This is a genomic window from Achromobacter pulmonis, assembly GCF_902859765.1.
Lineage (GTDB): Bacteria > Pseudomonadota > Gammaproteobacteria > Burkholderiales > Burkholderiaceae_B > Achromobacter > Achromobacter pulmonis.
In genome coordinates, this window is record NZ_CADIJV010000001.1 from 56,167 (window position 1) to 72,009 (window position 15,843).

The window sequence follows — 15,843 nt, forward strand, 5'->3', positions numbered from 1 at the left end:
GTTTCCGGTAGGCGTCAGTTGGCCTGGATGTTGGCGCTTTTGATCACATCGGCCCACAAGGCATATTCGCGGTCGATGCGCTGTTGCAGGGCGGCGGCGTCACCCGTGTCGATGGTGTAGCCGCCGTCGGTCATGGCGCGGCGGAAGGCGGGGTCCTGCGACACCTCGGACAGCGCGCGCGCCAGGCGCGCCTGCACCGCGTCGGGCAGTTTGCGCGGGCCGACCAGCGCGTACCAGCCGACCACCTCGTAGTCCTTCATGCCGGCCTCGATCATGGTGGGCACGTCGGGCAGCTCGGGGTTGCGGGTGCGCGACGTGACCGCCAGCGCGCGCGCCTTGCCGCTCTTGATGAACGGAATCGCGGTGCTGGTGATGTCGAACATGAAGGTGATCTTGCCGCTGACCACGTCCATCATGGCGGGCGAGTTGCCGCGATAGGGTACGTGCAGCATGGGTACGCCGGCCTGCTTTTTCAGCAGCTCGGCCGACAGGTGGTTGGAGGCGCCGATGCCGGCCGAGCCGAATGACACGGCGTCCGGGTGGGCGCGGGCATAGTCGACCAGGCCGGCGACGTCGCGCGCCGGGATCTGCGGGCCCACCAGCAGCACGTTGGCATAGTCCACGACCAGGCCGATCAGCGAGAAGTCCTTGCGCGGATCGAAGAGGGTACTGCGCTGCACCAGCGGCGACATGGTCAATGTCGGGCTGGCGGCAAAGCCCAGCAGATAGCCGTCGGGCGGCGCCTTGGCGGTGGCGTCCGAGGCGATCATGCCGCTGGCGCCGGCGCGGTTCTCGACCACGACCGTCTGGCCCAGCTTGTCGCCCAGGTATTTGGCGAAGACGCGCGCGGTGGTGTCCACCGGGCCGCCGGGGGCGTAGCCCACCAGCAGGCGGATGGGGCGGTCGGGGTAGGCGCTGTCGGCGGCGGCGCTGGCGCCGGCCGCCATGGCCGCCACGGCGGCAGCCGCGGCGAGCAAGGTCTTGATGTTCACGCTCATGTCTCCTTGTGTAATGGGCCGGTCGCGGAGCGGAACAGCGCAGCCGCGCCTACGCCAGCCTTTCTTTCAGCGGCTGCTTGAGGATCTTGCCGCTGACGGTGGTGGGAATCGTGTCGATGCAATGGATCTGCGCGGGCCGCTTGTACGGCGCCAGCTGGGCGCGCAGGTGCAGCATCAGCAGGCGGGTATCCAGGCGCGTGCCGGCCAGCGGCTCGACGAAGGCGATGACTTCCTCGTTGTGGTCGGCGGTGGGGCGGCCGACCACCGCCGACAGGCGCACGCCGGGGAAAGCGTTGATGACCGCCTCCACCTCGATCGGGTAGACGTTGAAGCCGGACCGGATGATCAGGTCCTTGGAGCGGCCGGCGATATACAACGCGCCGCGTTCGTCTTGGTAGCCGATGTCGCCGGTGGCGAGCCAGCCCCCGGGCAGCAGCGCCTGCGCCGTCTGCGCCGGGTCGCGGTAGTAGCCCAGCATCACACCGGGGCCGCGGATCAGGATGTCGCCGCGTTCTCCCGGCCGCGGCGGGTCGGCCTCGGGGCTGCCGATGCGCAGCTCGACCCCGTCCACCGGGTAGCCGGCGCTGCAATCCGTGGGCGGCGCGTCGATGTCGGTGATGAACATGGAACCGGCGTACTCGGTGATGCCATAGCCGTGATGCATGGCGACGCCGAAATAGCGTTCGGCGTCGCGCTTGAGGGTGGGGTCGAGCGCCGCGCCGCCGGTGTACAGGTAGCGCAGTGCCGGCGCGCGCAGTTCGCCGCGCGGCGGCGCGGCCGCCAGCATGCGGTTGAACATGGTCGGCACGCCCTGCAGGATGCTGACGCCCGGATGGGCCAGCGCCTTGAAGGCATCCTCGGGATCGAAGCGGCTGCGCAGCACCAGGCTGGCGCCGGCATGCAGCGTGGCCATCAGCACGGTGGCGATGCCGAAGATGTGCGATAGCGGCAGCGCGGCGTAGCCGATGTCCTGCGGCGTGAGGCGGCGCGAGGCGGCCGAAACGCCGGCAAAGTGCAGCAGGCCGCGATGCGGCACCATGACCCCTTTGGGGGCGCCGGTGGTGCCGGACGTGTAGATCACGGTGGCGACCTCGGCGGCCAGAGCACCGGCTTCGGGTTGCGTCGGGCTGTCCGCGTGCCGCGCCTGCACGCCCGGGCCCCAGGTCTCGGCGTCGGCGGGACGCGCGCTGGCGGCCTCGGCGTGGGCCGTGGCGGCGGCGGAGACGCCGCAGGTATAGAGCGTGATCTCGGGCTGGGCATGAGCGCTGATCGCGGCGATCTCACGCGCCGACAGGCGCGCGTTCACCCCCACCGGCCAGGCGCCGGCGAGGCCGCAGCCGAACAGCGCGGCGATCATGGCGGCGCAATTCTCGCCGACCATCAACACGCGGTGCCCCGGCCGCACACCCGCCGCCGCCAGCCAGTCGGCCGCGTGCCGGACCCGTTGCCAAAGCTGCGCGTAGGTCAGGATGCCGCCGCCTTCCTCGTACAGGCAGATGGCGTCGGGCTGGCGGCTGGCCTGGCGGGCCAGCAACTGGTGGATGCGGGTAAGCGGTTCGGTGTGCGACATGGTTGCTGCGGTCGGGATCAAAGCGTGGCGGCGGTGCCGAGGATGGCGGTGGCCTGGCTGGACAGGGTGCCGCCGTTGCCATGCACCAGCGCCAGTTCGGCGCCGGCCACCTGGCGCGCCCCGGCCTCGCCGCGCAATTGCCGCACCGCCTCGATCATGATGAAGACGCCGTACATGCCCGGATGCACGCAGCACAGGCCGCCGCCGTTGGTGTTGACCGGCAGCCGTCCGCCGGGGGCGATGGCGCCGCCGGCGATGAAGTCCTTGCTCTCGCCCTTGGCGCAGAAGCCCAGGTCCTCCAGGAACAGCAGGGTGTTGATGGTGAAGGCGTCGTACAGCTCGACCACATCGATGTCCTTGGGCGTCACGCCCGCCATGGCGTAGGCGCGGCGGCCCGATTCGCTGGCGGCGGTGACGGTCAGGTCTTCCATCGACGAGATCTGGCGGTTCCAGACGGCGGTGGCGTTGCCCAGCACATAGACCGGCGGCCGCGGCAGGTCGCGGGCGCGGTCGGCGCGCACCAGCACGTAGGCGCCCGCGCCGTCGGTGACCAGGCAGCAGTCGCGCACGCTCAGAGGGTCGGACACCATGCGCGCGGCCAGGATCTGTTCCAGCGTGGCCGGGTCGCGCAGTTGGGCCTCGGGATTGAGCTGGGCCCACTGGTTGGCGGCCAGCGCCACCTGCGCCAGGTGCTCGCGGCGGGTGCCGTACTGGTGCATGTGACGCGCCGCCGCCAGCGCATACGACGACAGCGGGCTCAACGGGTCATACGGCGTCTCGTAGGGCTGCGGATCGAACTGCTTGCGCACGCGGCCGATTTCGGCGCGGCTCAGCGTCGAAGTGCGCTGCGTGCTGCCATAGCAGACCAGCACCGCGTTGCATTGGCCCGAGGCCAGCGCGTGCAGCGCCGGCAGCAGGTGCGCCACGAAGCTGCTGCCGCCCAGCATGGTGCTGTCGATGAAGCTGGGGCGGATGCCCAGGTGCTCGACGACTGGCATCGCCCACATCGGCGCGGCCACGCTGGCGGTGCAGAGGCCATCGATGTCGCGCATCGACAGGCCGGCGTCGGCCACGGCGCGCTGCGCCGCCTGCACCAGGATTTCCATTTCGGTGAAGCCGTGGGCCTGGCCCAGGCCGGCATGACCCACCCCTGCCACCGCGACGGCGCCGCGCAGATCGTTCAGCGTCATTGCGCCTCCTCGTTGGGAACAAAGACCAGCAGTCCGCGGCCTTCGGTCACGGCTACCTGTGCGCGCACCGCCATGCCGATGCGCACGGCCTCGGGCGCCACGCCTTCGACCCGGCTCATCAGGCGCACGCCGTCGGCCAGATCAATCAGCGCCACGTTGTAGTCGCCGCCCGCCTCGGGCTTGCGCCGCACGATGGTGGTGGAATAGACCGTGCCGCGGCCGTCCGGCACGCGCCACGACAACTGATCCGCGCCGCAATGGGGGCAGAGCATGCGGGGATAGAACACGGCGCGGTCGCAGGCGCCGCAGTGCTGGATCTGGAAGCGCCCCTGGTCGAGCGCCTGGCGGTACTGCGCCTCGACGCCTTCGGTGGCGCGTGGGTCGGTTGCGGTCATTGCATACGTTTCCGGATGGATGAGCCGCCAGTGTCGGGGCTGGCGCCGGCCCATGCCATTCTTCATTGCTGAAGCAGGCCTTTTGCCGACCCGTAGTGCCGTGCCCTACACCGAGGCAGAAGCCGGTCTTCGGCAACCGCAGATTGTCCGACGCGCGGTCGCCATGGCTAGATACCCGCCAAAGGAGGTAGGCCATGAATCTGACCTGGACGCCGGAAGAAATCCGGTTCCGCGAAATGGTGCGCGCGTTCGCCGCCGACCGGCTGCCGCGCGACATCCGCGACAAGGTGCGCCGGCACCAGCGCCTGGAGCGCGACGACTACGTGCGCTGGCACAACATCCTGGCCGACCAGGGCTGGGGCGCGCCGAACTGGCCGGTCGAGCACGGCGGCACGGGCTGGAACGCGCTGGAGCGATTGATCTTCGAAGTCGAATGCTTCAAGGCCGGCGCGCCGCGGCTGTTGCCGTTCGGCCTGTCCATGATCGGCCCGGTGCTGATGAAGTACGGCAGCGCCGAGCAGCAGGCGCGCTTCCTGCCGCGCATGCCGCGGGTGCAGGACTGGTGGTGCCAGGGCTATTCCGAGCCCGGCTCGGGCTCGGATCTGGCCTCGCTCAAGACCCGCGCGGTGCGCGACGGCGATGACTACGTGGTCAATGGCCAGAAGACCTGGACCACGCTGGCGCAATACGCCGACTGGATGTTCTGCCTGGCGCGCACCGATCCCGAGGCGCGCGCCCAGCGTGGCATTTCGATGCTGCTGCTGGACATGCGCGCGCCGGGCGTGACCGTGCGCCCGATCCGCACGCTCGACGGCGGCCACGACGTCAACGAAGTCTGGCTGGAGAACGTGCGCGTGCCGGCCGCCAATCTCGTCGGCGAGGAAAATCAGGGCTGGACCTACGCCAAGTACCTGCTGGGCCATGAACGCACCGGCATCGCCGGCCTGGGCCATTGCCATCGCGAACTCGGCATCCTCAAGGACATGGCCGCGCGCGCCACCGCGCGCGGCCGGCCCCTGCTGGCCGATAGCCGCATGCGCGACCGCATCTCGCGCATCGAGGTCGACATCATGGCGCTGGAAATGCTGCTGCTGCGCGTGGCCGCCAGCAACGGCGGCACGCCCGGCCCGGAAGCCTCGGTGCTGAAGATCCGTGGTTCCGAGATCCAGCAGGACCTGGCCATGCTGCAGATGGAAGTGGCCGGCCCCGATGCCTGGCCCTACGACCCCGAATGGATGCGGGCCGAGGCCGCGTATCACGGTCCTGGCCCGGAGCTGGCGGCGGCCTCGGGCGCCGGCTATGCCGACATGCGCAAGACCTCGATCTACGGCGGCACCACTGAAGTGCAGAAGGGCATCATCGCCCGCCTGGTGCTGGGCCTGTAGGCCCGGCCCGCATCCGCAAGGAACACGACGCATGGATTTCCTCTATACCGAAGAACAGCGCATGCTGGCCGACAGCCTGCGCCGCCTGGTGGACCAGGCATGGACCCGGTCGCAGCGCCGCGCCCGCGAGGCGGCGGGGCGGCTCGATCCGGCGGCCTGGGCCGCGCTGGCCGAGCTGGGCGTGCTGGGCCTGAATATCCCACAGGAAGCGGGCGGCTTTGGCGAAGTGCCGGCCAGCCTGTTGCCGGTGCACCTGGAACTGGGGCGCGGATTGGTGGCCGAGCCGGTGATCCCCAGCGCGGTGATGGGCGCGGCCCTGATCGGCGCCTGCGGCGATGCGGCGCGCGCGCACTGGTTGCCCGCCATCGCCTCGGGCGAAAAGGTGGTCAGCGTGGCCTACCAGGAACCCGGGCGCCGCTATCAGGACGATCCCCAGGCCTGCCGCGCCACGCGCGGCGGCAACGGCTGGCGCCTGGACGGCGCCAAGCATCTGGTGTGGCACGGCGCGGCCGCCCACGCCTGGCTGGTGAGCGCGCGTGACGAAGACGGCGCCACGCTGTTGTTCGCGGTGCCGGCCGATGCCGCCGGGGCGCATCTCACCGATACGCCGACGCTGGACGGCGCGCGCTGTGCGCGCCTGGATTTCGACGCGCTGTCGTTGTCGGCCGACGCCCTGCTGGCGCGAGGCGAAGCGGCCGACGCCGCCTTGGCGCAGGCGCTGCAATGGGGCACCGCCGCGCTGTGCGCCCATGCGGCGGGCGCGATGGAACGATTGCTGGAAATCACCGTCGACTATCTCAAGACGCGCAAGCAGTTCGGCCAGCCGCTGGCGACGTTCCAGGCGCTGCAGCACCGTCTGGCGGAAATGCTGGTGGCCAAGGAGCTGGCGCTGTCGATGGCCTACGTGGCCGTGGCCGCCCTGACCGAAGCCGACCCGGCGCAGCGCCGCCGCATGCTGGCCTCGGCCAAGCTCGAAACCGCGCGCGCCGGCCGGCTGGTGGCGCAGATGGCGGTGCAACTGCACGGCGGCATGGGCATGACGGACGAACTGGAGGTCGGCGACTTCTTCAAGCGCCTGACGGTGGCGGACCTGCTGCTGGGCGACAGCGCCGAGCAGTTGGCGGTGCTGGAGGAACTGGCATGAGCGCCGCGGACGATACCCAGATCATCTTCACCCTGGAGCAGGGCGTCGGCGTCATCACGCTCAACCGTCCTGAGCGCTTGAACAGCTTCACCGCTGTCATGCACGCCGAACTGGCGCGGGCGCTGGACACGCTGGAAGCGCATGCCGGACTGCGCGGCGTGATCCTGACCGGCGCCGGGCGCGGTTTTTGCGCCGGCCAGGACCTGGCCGAACGCAAGCCGGCCGAGGACGGCTCGCGCCGCGACCTGAGCGAGAACCTGGAAAAACACTACAAGCCGCTGATCCTGCGGTTGCGCGCACTGCCGGCGCCGGTGGTGTGCGTCATGAACGGCGTCGCGGCCGGGGCTGGCGCCAGCCTGGCGCTGGCGTGCGACGTGGTGTTCGCGGTGGAATCGGCGCGCTTCATCCAGGCCTTCAGCAAGATCGGCCTGTTGCCGGATGCCGGCGGCACCTGGTTCCTGCCGCGCCTGGTGGGGTCGGCGCGGGCCATGGGCGCGGCCTTGTTCGGCGAGGCGCTCAGCGCGCGTCAGGCCGAGGCCTGGGGCCTGATCTGGCGCGTGGTGCCGGATGCGGACCTGGCGGCCACGCTGGCCGAGGTCCGCGCCACCCTGGCGGCCGGGCCGACCCGCGCCTATGCCGCGACCAAGGCCGCCCTGCACGCGTCCAGCGGCAATACGCTGGCGCAGCAGTTCGACCTGGAATGCGGCTTGCAGCGCCAGCTGGGCTACACCGACGATTACCTGGAGGGCATGCGCGCCTTCGCACAAAAGCGCGCGCCTGCGTTCAAGGGACGCTAGGACGCGTAATCGAAGCAGGGGGGCAGCGCGCGAAAGCGCGCCGCCGCCGCGGTTACCGTTGCCGATCGGCGAGGCCTCAGGCGGCCGCCGGCTGTCGGATCTGTCCGATCAGTTCGCGCGCGCAGCCGGGCAGGGCGTCGATGTCGCGCACCAGCAGCTTGCGTTCGCGCACCACCCAGGGCTCGTCCAGTTCCACCACCTGCAGCTTCATTTCCGCGCCATAGCGGCGCGCAGCGGAATCCGGGATCACGCCCACGCCCACGCCGGCCTGCACCATGCGGCAGATCGAGTCGAAGCTGTACAGCTGGATGCGTTGCGGCAGGCGCTGGCCGACACGTTCGAGCTGGTCGCGCAGGAACGCCACCAGGGTCGAGCCTTCGTGCATGGTGATGAAGGGGTAGCGCACCGCGTCGGCCAGCTTGACCTTGTCCTGGCCTTGCAGCGCATGGCCGTTGGGCACCACCAGCACCAGGCGGTCGGTGCTGAAGTGGATGGTCTGCAATTCGGGCGCGTCGACCGGGCCGGCGACGATGCCCAGGTCGGTGGTGCCGTCCAGCACGCCGCGCACGATGTCGCGCGTCAGGCGTTCCTGCAGGTCGACGGTGACACCGGGATGGCCCGCCAGGAACTGCGCCAGGATGTCCGGCATGAATTCCGTCACCGCCGTGGTGTTGGCGAAAATGCGGATGTGGCCGGCGTCGCCGTCGGCCTGCTCCTGGAAGTCGTGCTTCAGGTGGTCGACCTGGCGCATGATGACCCGCGCATGCTGCAGCAGCCGCTGGCCGGCCGGGGTGATTTCCACGCCACGGCTGTCGCGGTACAACAGGCGGGTGTTGAGCTGGTTCTCCAGCGCCTTGATGCGCACGCTGACCGCGGCCAGCGACAGGTGCGCCCGCTTGGCGGCTTGCGTCAGGCTGGGGGATTCGGCGATGTGGATGAACAGGCGGAGGTCGGCGAGATCGAAGTGCATGGCGCCTATATTACGGCGGCCGGCGCTGGCCGCACGATTCAGGCGCCCCAAACCCGGCCTTGAGGAAAAATGAATTCACAGTATCCCCGCCATGCGGGATGCTAGCTGTCAGATCAATCATCAGAGGAATTTCGGCATGACATCGACAGACCCGGCCGGCTGGATCGGCAGCGGCGAGCGCCAGGCGGACGCCCTGGACCCCGGCCATGCGGCGCGCATCGCCGCCACGCTGGGCGCTCCCGCGCCCGCCGCCGGCGACCCCCTGCCGCCTTTGTGGCAGTGGGCGTTCTTTATCAGCACAGTCGCGGCCGACGGGTTGGGGACGGATGGGCATCCCGCCCGTGGCGGCTTCCTGCCGCCCGCGCACGACCGCAACCGGATGTGGGCCGGCGGCCGCGTCGAATTCCGCCAGCCGCTGCGCGTGGGCGTGCCGGCCGAACGGGTCTCGGTGGTGGCCGACGTCAAGGAAAAGGCCGGCCGCACCGGCGCGCTGCTGTTCGTGACGGTGCGCCACGAGTACCGCCAGGACGGCGAGGTGGCCATTCTCGAAGAGCAGGACATCGTCTATCGCCAGCCCTCGCCGCCCAAGCTCACCGGCGCCGAGCCGGCGCCGCAGGCGCAGTGGCGCGACACCATCGAGCCGTCGTCGGTGCTGCTGTTCCGCTACTCGGCCGTGACCTTCAACGGCCACCGCATTCATTACGACCATCCCTACGTCACCGGCACCGAAGGCTATCCGGGCCTGGTGGTGCACGGCCCGCTGATCGCCACCGAGATGGTCGCCGCGTTCCTGCGCGCCCATCCCGGCGCGCGCCCCACGCACCTGTCGTACCGTGGCCTGCGGCCACTGATTTCGCCCACGCCCTTCCAGGTGGCCGGCCGCCTCGACGAACCGGGCCTGGCCCGGCTCTGGGCCGAGCAGGACGGCACGCTGGCCCACCAGGCCGAACTGAGGTTCACCGCATGAGCACGCCAGCCCCCCGCCCGCTGGACGGCATTACCGTCGTCAGCCTCGAACACGCCATCGCCGCCCCGTTCTGCACCCGCCAACTGGCGGACATGGGCGCGCGCGTCATCAAGATCGAACGCCCCGGCGCGGGCGACTTCGCCCGCGGTTACGACGAGCGCGTGCGGGGCCTGTCGTCGCACTTCGTCTGGACCAACCGCTCCAAGGAAAGCCTGACGCTGGACCTCAAGCGCGACGAGGCCGGCGACATCATGGAACGCCTGCTGCAACAGGCCGACGTGCTGGTGCAGAACCTGGCGCCGGGCGCCGCGGCGCGCCTGGGCCTGTCGTTCGAGGCCCTGCACGCCCGCTTCCCGCGCCTGATCGTCTGCGACATCTCCGGCTACGGCGAGGGCGGCCCCTACCAGGACAAGAAGGCCTACGACCTGCTGATCCAGAGCGAAAGCGGCTTCCTGTCGGTCACCGGCACGGCCGACGACCCGGTCAAGGCGGGCTGCTCCATCGCCGACATCTCGGCCGGCATGTACGCCTATTCCGCCATCCTCAACGCGCTGCTGCTGCGCCAGAAGACAGGCCAGGGCAGCCGCCTGGACGTCTCCATGCTCGAAAGCATGGTCGAGTGGATGGGTTTTCCGATGTACTACGCGTTCGAGGGCGCCAAGCCGCCGGTGCGCGCCGGCGCGGCCCACGCCTCGATCTACCCGTACGGCCCGTTCCCCACCGGCGACGGCAACACCATCATGCTGGGCCTGCAGAACGAACGCGAATGGCGCGTGTTCTGCGCCCAGGTGCTGCGCCAGGCCGAGTTGGCCGAGGACCCGCGCTTTGCCACCAACTCGCTGCGCACTGCCAACCGCGAAGCCTTGCGCGCGCTGATCGTGGCGGCCTTCGCCGACCTCAGCGTGCAGCAGGTCACCAACCGACTCGAAGACGCGCAGATCGCCAATGCCCGCGTCAATGACATGGCCGGTGTCTGGGCCCACCCGCAATTGCGGGCGCGCGACCGCTGGAGCCAGGTCGACAGCCCGGCCGGCACGCTGCCGGCGCTGCTGCCGCCGGCCAGCAGCAATGCCTTCGCGCCGCGCATGGCGGCGGTGCCCGCCGTGGGCGAGAATACGGATGCGGTGCTAGCATCGTTGGGATACGCGCCCGAACAGGTGGCGCAATTCCATGCTTCGGAGGTGGTGTGATGCATTCCGTCGTTCGTACCGCGCTGTTCGTGCCGGCCTCCCGTCCCGATCGCATCCCCAAGGCCCTGGCCAGCGGCGCCGACGCCGTCATCGTCGACCTGGAAGATGCGGTCGAACACCTGGCCAAGGCCTCGGCGCGCGAGGCGCTCTGTGATTTCCTCGGCACGCAGCCGCAGGCGCGCGTGTGGGTGCGGATCAACGACGCCTCCACCTCGTGGCACGACGACGACCTCAAGGCCTGCCGCGGCAAGCCGGCGGTGGCCGGCATCCTGCTGCCCAAGGCCGAGAGCCTGGCGCAGGTGCGCCACGTCGCGCAGGCCGGGCTGCCGGTCATTCCCATCCTGGAAACCGCGCGCGGCATCCTCAACGCCGCCGAGGTCGCCGCCACGCCCGGCGTGGCGCGGCTGGCCTTCGGCAGCCTCGACTACGGCCTGGACCTGGGCCTGGCGCCGGACACCGCCGGCGCCGAAACGGTCCTGGACCACGCCCGCGTGCAGGTGCTGCTGCAGACCCGCTCGGCCGGGCTGGCGCCGGCGCTGGACGGCGTATTCCCTGGCGTCCAGGACCAGGCCGGCCTGTCCGCCGCCGCGGCGCGCGCGCAGCAGATGGGCTTTGGCGGCATGCTGTGCATCCATCCGGCACAGGTGCCGGCGATCCACGCCGCCTTCGCGCCCGATCCGGCCGAGCTGGCCTGGGCTCGCCGCGTGGTCGAGGCGCACCGCGACAAGGCCGCCGGCACCTTCATGCTGGACGGCGCCATGGTCGATGCGCCCGTCATCAGCCGCGCCCGCCGCGTGCTGGCGCAGGCGGGGGAGGCCGCCGGCGGCTGACCCGTCCGGCGCTGGCCGGCCTACAATCCGGCAACCCTTTTCGCGGACGGTCTCATGAGTGCAGCGCTTTTCATCGGGCATACCTATATCGACGTCACCGTGCTGGCCGACGAGTGGCCCACCGGCGACGAGAAAAGCGTGGCGCGCGACTACGCCGTGTCATTCGGCGGCAATGCCGTCACCGCGGCCTTCGCCTGCGGCCAGCTCGGTACGAAGCCCGACCTGATCTGCTCGCTGGCGCCGGACTGGCTGGGCCATATGTACACCGACATGGCGGCCGCGCACGGCGTCACGCTGCACGGGCGCCAGGTGCGGCGCTCGTCGCTGTCGTTCATCATGCCCAACCATGGCAAGCGCGCCATCGTGCGGGCGCGCGACGCGGACTATCTGAACGACTTCCCGCGCCTGGACGTCAGCGGCTATCGCGCGCTGCACCTGGACGGCCACCAGCCCGACGCCGCGCTGCACTACGCGCGCGCCTGCCGCCAGGCCGGCATCCTGACCTCGCTCGATGGCGGCGGCGTGCGCGAAAACACCGACGAATTGCTGCGCCACATCGACGTGGCGGTGTGTGCCGAGCGCATGTGCGAACAGCTGGGCCTGTCGCCGCACGGATTGCTGGACCTGCTCAAGCAGCGCGGCTGCCGCATCGGCGCGGTGACGCTGGGCGAGCGCGGCATGCTCTGGTACGACGAAACCGGCGCGGTCGACACGCTGCCGTCGCTGGACGTGCCGGCCGAGCGCATCATCGATACCTCCGGCGCGGGCGATGTGTTCCACGGCGCCTATGTCTGGTCTTACCTGAACCGGCCCGAGCTGGCCTGGAAAGAGCACTTCACCTTCGCCCGCGCCGCCTCGGCGCACAAGATTCAGCACCTGGGCAACGAGGCTGGCCTGCCCGCCGTGGACGACGTCGAGCGCGCCATGCTGGCGTTCGCGCCCAAGGCCTAGCGCGGCAAAAAAAGACAGGGAGGCGGGCCGCGCCGTCCGGCGCGGTTCAGGCCAGGCGTTCGATCGGCTGGTCGGTGAGGTCGCCGAGCCAGGCGTCGATGCCGCGCCCGGCCAGTGTCAGCGCCGGCGCCAGGTCGCGCAGCGGGCGCAGCACGAAGGCGCGCAGCCGCATGCGCGGATGCGGCAGTGTCAGGCGCTCGTGCGCCAGCGTGGTGTCGCCGTGCAGCAGCAGATCCAGGTCGAGCGTGCGCGGCGCGTTGCGGTAGGGCCGCTCGCGGCCGTGGCGCAGCTCCAGCGCCTGCAGCTGGTCCAGCAGATCCAGCGGCGCCAGCGTGGTGTCCAGGGCCGCGACCGCGTTGACGAAGTCCGGGCCGCTGGCATCCACCGGCGCGGTGCGGTAGAACGGCGAGGCCGTCACCGCCAGGATGCCGTCGGTGGCGGCCAGTTCGGCCAGCACCGCGCGCAGCGTGGCCGCGCTGTCGCCCAGGTTGGCGCCCAGCCCGATATAGGCGCGCACGGGGGCGGCCATGGCCTTATTCGGCGCTGCCGGCATTGCCGCCGCCACCGCCCGCGCTGCGGGAGGGCGAGCGGCGGCGCGGGCGGCGCTTGCGCGCGGCCGGCGCCGGGCCATCGCCGGCCTCGCGCGGCAGGCGCGAGATTTCCTCGATCATGTCGGCGCGGGTGGCGTCGTCGGCATTGGCCAGGTCCATCCACCACTGCGCCAGCACGCTGTCGAACTCGCCGGCGGCGGCGCGCAGTTGCAGGAAGTCGCAGGCGGCGCGAAAGCGCGGCTGCTCGATCATGCGGAAAATGGTCTTGCCCATGCGGCGCTCGAAGCGCGGCTGCATGAACCAGATCTCGCGCATGTCGGACGAGAAACGGCGCTGGATCGCCAGCTTCTCGGTTTGCTCGTCGAGCACCGAATCGGCGGCCTGCGACAGCGCCGGGATGGTGTGCTCGCCCTGGGCGCGCAACTGCTTCCAGCGCACCTCCACCTGCTGCCACAGCAGCGCGGCGAACAGAAAGCTGGGGCTGATGGTCTTGCCGGCGCGCACGCGGGCGTCGGTGCGTTCCAGCGCCAGCTCCACGAAGTGCTCGCCGCCCGGCTGTTCCAGCACCACGTCCAGCAGCGGCAGCAGGCCGTTGTGCAGGCCGTCGGCGCGCAGTTGGCGCAGGCAGTCCATCGCGTGGCCGCAGGTCAGCAGCTTGAGCATCTCGTCGAACAGGCGCGAGGCCGGCACGTTCTCGATCAGGTCGGCCATGGTGCGGATCGGCTGGCGCGTGGCCGGATCCAGGGTGCCGTTGAGCTTGGCGGCAAAGCGCACCGCGCGCAGCATGCGCACCGGGTCTTCGCGATAGCGCTTGGCCGGATCGCCGATCATGCGGATCTGGCGCTTCTTCAGGTCGGCCACGCCGTCGTGGAAGTCGATCACTTCCTCGTTGTGCGGGTCGTAGTACAGCGCGTTCATGGTGAAGTCGCGGCGCGCCGCGTCTTCCTCGTGGGTGCCGAACACGTTGTCGCGCAGGATGCGGCCGTGCGCGTCGGTTTCCTGGTCTTCCGAGGCAGGCGCGCGGAAGGTGGAGGTCTCGATGATTTCCTGGCCGAACACCACGTGCACCAGCTGGAAGCGGCGGCCGATGATGCGGGCGCGGCGGAACAGCGGGCGGATCTGCTCGGGCGTGGCGTTGGTGGCCACGTCGAAGTCCTTGGGTTCCAGGCCGACGATCAGGTCGCGCACCGCGCCACCCACGATATAGGCTTCATAGCCGTGCTGGCGCAGCACTTCGCACACCTTGATGGCATGGCGCGAGACATTGCGGCGGTCGATGCCGTGCTTGTCGCGTCCGATGCGCAAGGGCCCCCGGGCTGCCGGCGCGAACAGTCGGCCGACGAATTTTTTTATGGTTTCGGTGATCATTTAGGACTTGGCATCAATGACGTGGTCGAACAGGTCGATCACTTGCCAGCCCCGTTCCATGGCGATGGCGCGCAGGCTGGGGCTGGGGTTGGCGGCGATCGGGCGGGTCACCTTTTCGAGCAGCGGGACATCGTTGACCGAATCGCTATAGAAAAACGATTCGGGGAAATCCGCAAGCCCCAGGCCCATGGCGGCCAGCCAATCGTTCACGCGCACCACCTTGCCTTCCTTGAAGCTGGGGGTGCCGAGAATGCGGCCGGTATAGCGCCCGCGCTGGACTTCGGCGTCGGTGGCCACCAGGTGGGGGATGCCGAAGGCGCGGGCAATGGGGGCGGTGACGAAGCTGTTGGTGGCGGTGACCACGGCGCACAGGTCACCGGCCGCCAGGTGCGATTCCACCAGCTCGCGCGCGGCGGGCGTGATCGACGGCCGGATGACTTCGGCCATGAAGTCTTCGTGCCAGGCCGCCAGCTCGAACGGCGCGTGCGCGGCCAGCAGGCCCAGCATGAACTCGGCGGCCTGCTCGGCGGTGAGTTCGCCGCGGTTGTAGCGGTCCATCAGGTCGTCGTTGCGGCGGCGGGCCTCGTCGGGATCACCGGCGCGGCCGGTGCGTGCCAGGTAGTCGGCCCATTGGTAGTCGCTGTCCAGCGGCAACAGGGTGTGATCCAGGTCGAACAGGGCGAGACGTCGGGAGGTCATGTGCGTTGTGAATCAGGGTCTGCGAGCATGGCGCGCAGCAGGGGCAGGGTGATGGGACGGCCAGTGGCCAGGGAATAGCGGTCCAGCGCGTCCAGCAACGCCGCCAGCTTGCGGATGTCGCGCTCGTGGTGCGTCAACATCCAGTTGATGATTTCGGGCGCCAGGTGCAGGCCACGCTCGGCCGCTTGCGCGGCCAGCGCCGCCAGCTTGTCGGCGTCGGACAATGGGTCCAGGCGGAACACCAGGTCCCAGCCCAGCCGGGTGCGCAGGTCTTCGCGCAGCGGCATCGACAGCGGCGAGCGGTCGCCAGCGACGGCCAGCGCGAAGGCGCGGCCGGTGGCGGCGGATTCGCGCCAGCGGTTGTACAGGGCAAACAGGCCCGCCTGGCGGTGGTCGTCCATGCGGTGCACGTCGTCCACGGCCACGAACTTGGGCATGGGCGACTTGGAATCGGCTTCGGCCAGCACGCGCAGGATGTTGGCGCTGTTGGCCGCTTCGATATAGACGGCGTCGGGGCGCGCGGTCAGCGCGCGCAGCAGGTGGCTGCGGCCGCAGCCCGCCGCGCCCCAGATATACAGCGCGCGGCCGGGAGCGAGCGTGCGCACGGCTGCCAGCGCCTCTCCGTTGGGACCGGCGATGTAGTTGTTCAGCGAAGGCGCTGGCGCGGGAAGAACGTCGAGCAGCAGCTGGCGGTTCATGAGAGGTTATCGATCAGGCGGGGCATGGCTGGGGGGCGAACCCATGGCCGGCGGCGGCGTTGCCCGCCAGAAGCTGGCAAAATCACTATCGGCCAACCCTACACTTTAAACCACCCGGGGCGCCGGTGTCGCGTCCCAGC

16 protein-coding genes are annotated in these 15,843 nt (G+C 70.2%); 7 read left to right on the plus strand and 9 right to left on the minus strand.

Translation table 11 applies throughout. From position 1 onward, the window contains the following. Positions 1-14: 14 nt before the first annotated feature. From HV701_RS00230 to HV701_RS00245, 4 genes are read right to left on the minus strand one after another with little or no spacing between them, the layout of a single operon-like run. Positions 15-992 (minus strand): Bug family tripartite tricarboxylate transporter substrate binding protein, encoded by a 978-nt coding sequence (locus tag HV701_RS00230; protein ID WP_175131146.1) that lies wholly within the window; start codon positions 990-992, stop codon positions 15-17. A gap of 55 nt (positions 993-1,047) precedes the next feature. After that, entirely contained in the window at positions 1,048-2,568 is a 1,521-nt protein-coding gene (locus tag HV701_RS00235; RefSeq protein ID WP_175131147.1) for a class I adenylate-forming enzyme family protein, read from the minus strand. A 17-nt stretch (positions 2,569-2,585) separates the two neighbouring features. Further along, a complete protein-coding gene (locus HV701_RS00240; RefSeq protein ID WP_175131148.1) occupies positions 2,586-3,758 on the minus strand; it encodes a thiolase in 1,173 nt (390 codons plus the stop codon). After that, positions 3,755-4,153, minus strand: coding sequence for a Zn-ribbon domain-containing OB-fold protein (locus HV701_RS00245; protein WP_175131149.1), 399 nt, complete (start codon positions 4,151-4,153; stop codon positions 3,755-3,757). Before HV701_RS00245 ends, HV701_RS00240 begins: the two co-directional genes overlap by 4 nt. Before the next feature lie 194 nt (positions 4,154-4,347). Here HV701_RS00245 and HV701_RS00250 point away from each other — a divergent pair, with 194 nt between their 5' ends. The 3 genes from HV701_RS00250 to paaG are packed head-to-tail and all read left to right on the plus strand — an operon-like array spanning position 4,348 to position 7,479. After that, positions 4,348-5,538: an acyl-CoA dehydrogenase family protein gene (locus HV701_RS00250; RefSeq protein WP_175131150.1), complete on the plus strand. Its 1,191-nt coding sequence runs from the start codon at positions 4,348-4,350 to the stop codon at positions 5,536-5,538. A gap of 31 nt (positions 5,539-5,569) precedes the next feature. Further along, positions 5,570-6,682 carry an acyl-CoA dehydrogenase family protein gene (locus HV701_RS00255; RefSeq protein ID WP_175131151.1) on the plus strand — a complete coding sequence of 371 codons (1,113 nt, stop codon included), beginning with the start codon at positions 5,570-5,572 and terminating at the stop codon, positions 6,680-6,682. After that, a complete protein-coding gene (gene paaG, locus HV701_RS00260; protein ID WP_175131152.1) occupies positions 6,679-7,479 on the plus strand; it encodes a 2-(1,2-epoxy-1,2-dihydrophenyl)acetyl-CoA isomerase PaaG in 801 nt (266 codons plus the stop codon). Before HV701_RS00255 ends, paaG begins: the two co-directional genes overlap by 4 nt. Positions 7,480-7,555: 76 nt before the next feature. On the opposite strand, the gene HV701_RS00265 is transcribed toward paaG, so the two are convergent. After that, positions 7,556-8,449 carry a LysR substrate-binding domain-containing protein gene (locus HV701_RS00265; protein WP_175131153.1) on the minus strand — a complete coding sequence of 298 codons (894 nt, stop codon included), beginning with the start codon at positions 8,447-8,449 and terminating at the stop codon, positions 7,556-7,558. Between the two features lie 136 nt (positions 8,450-8,585). Between HV701_RS00265 and HV701_RS00270 the strand changes: the two genes are divergently transcribed. The 4 genes from HV701_RS00270 to HV701_RS00285 are packed head-to-tail and all read left to right on the plus strand — an operon-like array spanning position 8,586 to position 12,387. Then, a complete protein-coding gene (locus tag HV701_RS00270) occupies positions 8,586-9,416 on the plus strand; it encodes an HTD2 family dehydratase (RefSeq protein ID WP_175131154.1) in 831 nt (276 codons plus the stop codon). Beyond that, complete coding sequence (locus tag HV701_RS00275; protein WP_175131155.1) at positions 9,413-10,606, plus strand: CaiB/BaiF CoA transferase family protein; 1,194 nt, start codon at positions 9,413-9,415, stop codon at positions 10,604-10,606. The genes HV701_RS00270 and HV701_RS00275 overlap by 4 nt, the downstream gene beginning before the upstream one ends. Next, positions 10,603-11,436 (plus strand): HpcH/HpaI aldolase/citrate lyase family protein, encoded by an 834-nt coding sequence (locus tag HV701_RS00280; protein WP_175131156.1) that lies wholly within the window; start codon positions 10,603-10,605, stop codon positions 11,434-11,436. The genes HV701_RS00275 and HV701_RS00280 overlap by 4 nt, the downstream gene beginning before the upstream one ends. A gap of 54 nt (positions 11,437-11,490) precedes the next feature. After that, positions 11,491-12,387, plus strand: coding sequence for a sugar kinase (locus tag HV701_RS00285; protein ID WP_175131157.1), 897 nt, complete (start codon positions 11,491-11,493; stop codon positions 12,385-12,387). 46 nt (positions 12,388-12,433) lie between these two features. Here HV701_RS00285 and HV701_RS00290 read toward each other — a convergent pair whose 3' ends face one another. From HV701_RS00290 to hda, 4 genes are read right to left on the minus strand one after another with little or no spacing between them, the layout of a single operon-like run. Then, entirely contained in the window at positions 12,434-12,916 is a 483-nt protein-coding gene (locus HV701_RS00290) for a 2-amino-4-hydroxy-6-hydroxymethyldihydropteridine diphosphokinase (RefSeq protein ID WP_175131158.1), read from the minus strand. A 4-nt stretch (positions 12,917-12,920) separates the two neighbouring features. Beyond that, positions 12,921-14,306 (minus strand): polynucleotide adenylyltransferase PcnB, encoded by a 1,386-nt coding sequence (pcnB, locus tag HV701_RS00295; RefSeq protein WP_175131159.1) that lies wholly within the window; start codon positions 14,304-14,306, stop codon positions 12,921-12,923. Beyond that, positions 14,307-15,005: an HAD family hydrolase gene (locus HV701_RS00300; protein WP_175131160.1), complete on the minus strand. Its 699-nt coding sequence runs from the start codon at positions 15,003-15,005 to the stop codon at positions 14,307-14,309. Then, positions 15,002-15,703, minus strand: coding sequence for a DnaA regulatory inactivator Hda (gene hda / locus HV701_RS00305; RefSeq protein WP_175131161.1), 702 nt, complete (start codon positions 15,701-15,703; stop codon positions 15,002-15,004). Before hda ends, HV701_RS00300 begins: the two co-directional genes overlap by 4 nt. Positions 15,704-15,843: the final 140 nt, after the last annotated feature.